Source organism: Pseudoxanthomonas sp. LARHCG66, assembly GCF_052871755.1.
The window spans coordinates 1-1,046 of the sequence record NZ_JBIXJW010000017.1; the positions used below are offsets into that span (position 1 = coordinate 1).

The 1,046-nt window shown below is 66.6% G+C and carries 1 protein-coding gene; it reads left to right on the forward strand.

Annotated features, from left to right (window positions below; genetic code table 11):
* Nucleotides 1-170 precede the first annotated feature (170 nt).
* A partial coding sequence (locus tag ACIPRS_RS18835; protein WP_446539651.1) for a xylose isomerase occupies nucleotides 171-1,046 on the forward strand: 876 nt, incomplete at its 3' end.

The following is a 1,046-nucleotide window of genomic DNA, read 5'->3' on the forward strand; positions in this document are numbered from 1 at the left end:
CGCGCCCATGTCGCCACCGAGCCGGCCTTGTCCGCCACGCCCGATCCCACCCGCACGCAGGCCTATGCCGCGGCCTACCGCCGCTTCCTCCAGCACCTCGATGCCCTCACGCCGCAGCAGCGCGGCTGACACTCCCACGTACATCACGCACAACCACAGGATCACGCACCATGAGCACGCAGCCCTTCATCGGCGCCCAGGAATACTTCCCCGGCATCGGCCGCATCCCGTTCGAGGGCCGCGGCTCGGACAACCCGCTGGCGTTCAAGGTCTACGACGCCAACAAGACCATCGGTGGCAAGACCATGCGCGAGCACCTGCGCTTCGCCGTCTGCTACTGGCACACCTTCTGCAATGCCGGCCATGACCCCTTCGGCCCGGGCACGCGCCACTTCCCGTGGGAAGCGGGTTCGCCGATGGCCACGGCCGAGGCCAAGGTCGATGCCGCGTTCGAGTTCTTCACCAAGCTCGGCGTGCCGTACTGGTGCTTCCACGACATCGACCTGGCCCCGGATGCCGAGGACATCGGCCAGTACCAGAAGAACCTCAAGCATATGACCGGCCTGGCCAAGGCGCGCCAGGACGCCACCGGTATCAAGCTGCTGTGGGGCACGGCCAACCTGTTCTCGCATCCGCGCTACATGAACGGGGCGTCGACCAATCCGGACTTTGCCGTGGTCGCCCGGGCGGCGGTGCAGGTGAAGGCCGCGCTGGAGGCCACCGTCGAGCTGGGCGGCGAGCACTACGTGTTCTGGGGTGGCCGCGAAGGCTACGCCTCGCTGGTCAACACCGACATGAAGCGCGAGGTCGCGCACTTCGCCCGCTTCCTGACCATGGCGCGCGACTACGGCCGCAGCATCGGGCTGAAGGGCAACTTCCTGATCGAGCCCAAGCCGATGGAGCCGATGAAGCACCAGTACGACTTCGACAGCGCCACGGTGGCCGGCTTCCTGAAGGAGCACGGGCTGGAGAAGGACTTCAAGCTCAACATCGAAGCCAACCACGCCACGCTGTCGGGCCATACCTTCGAGCACGACCTGCAGGTG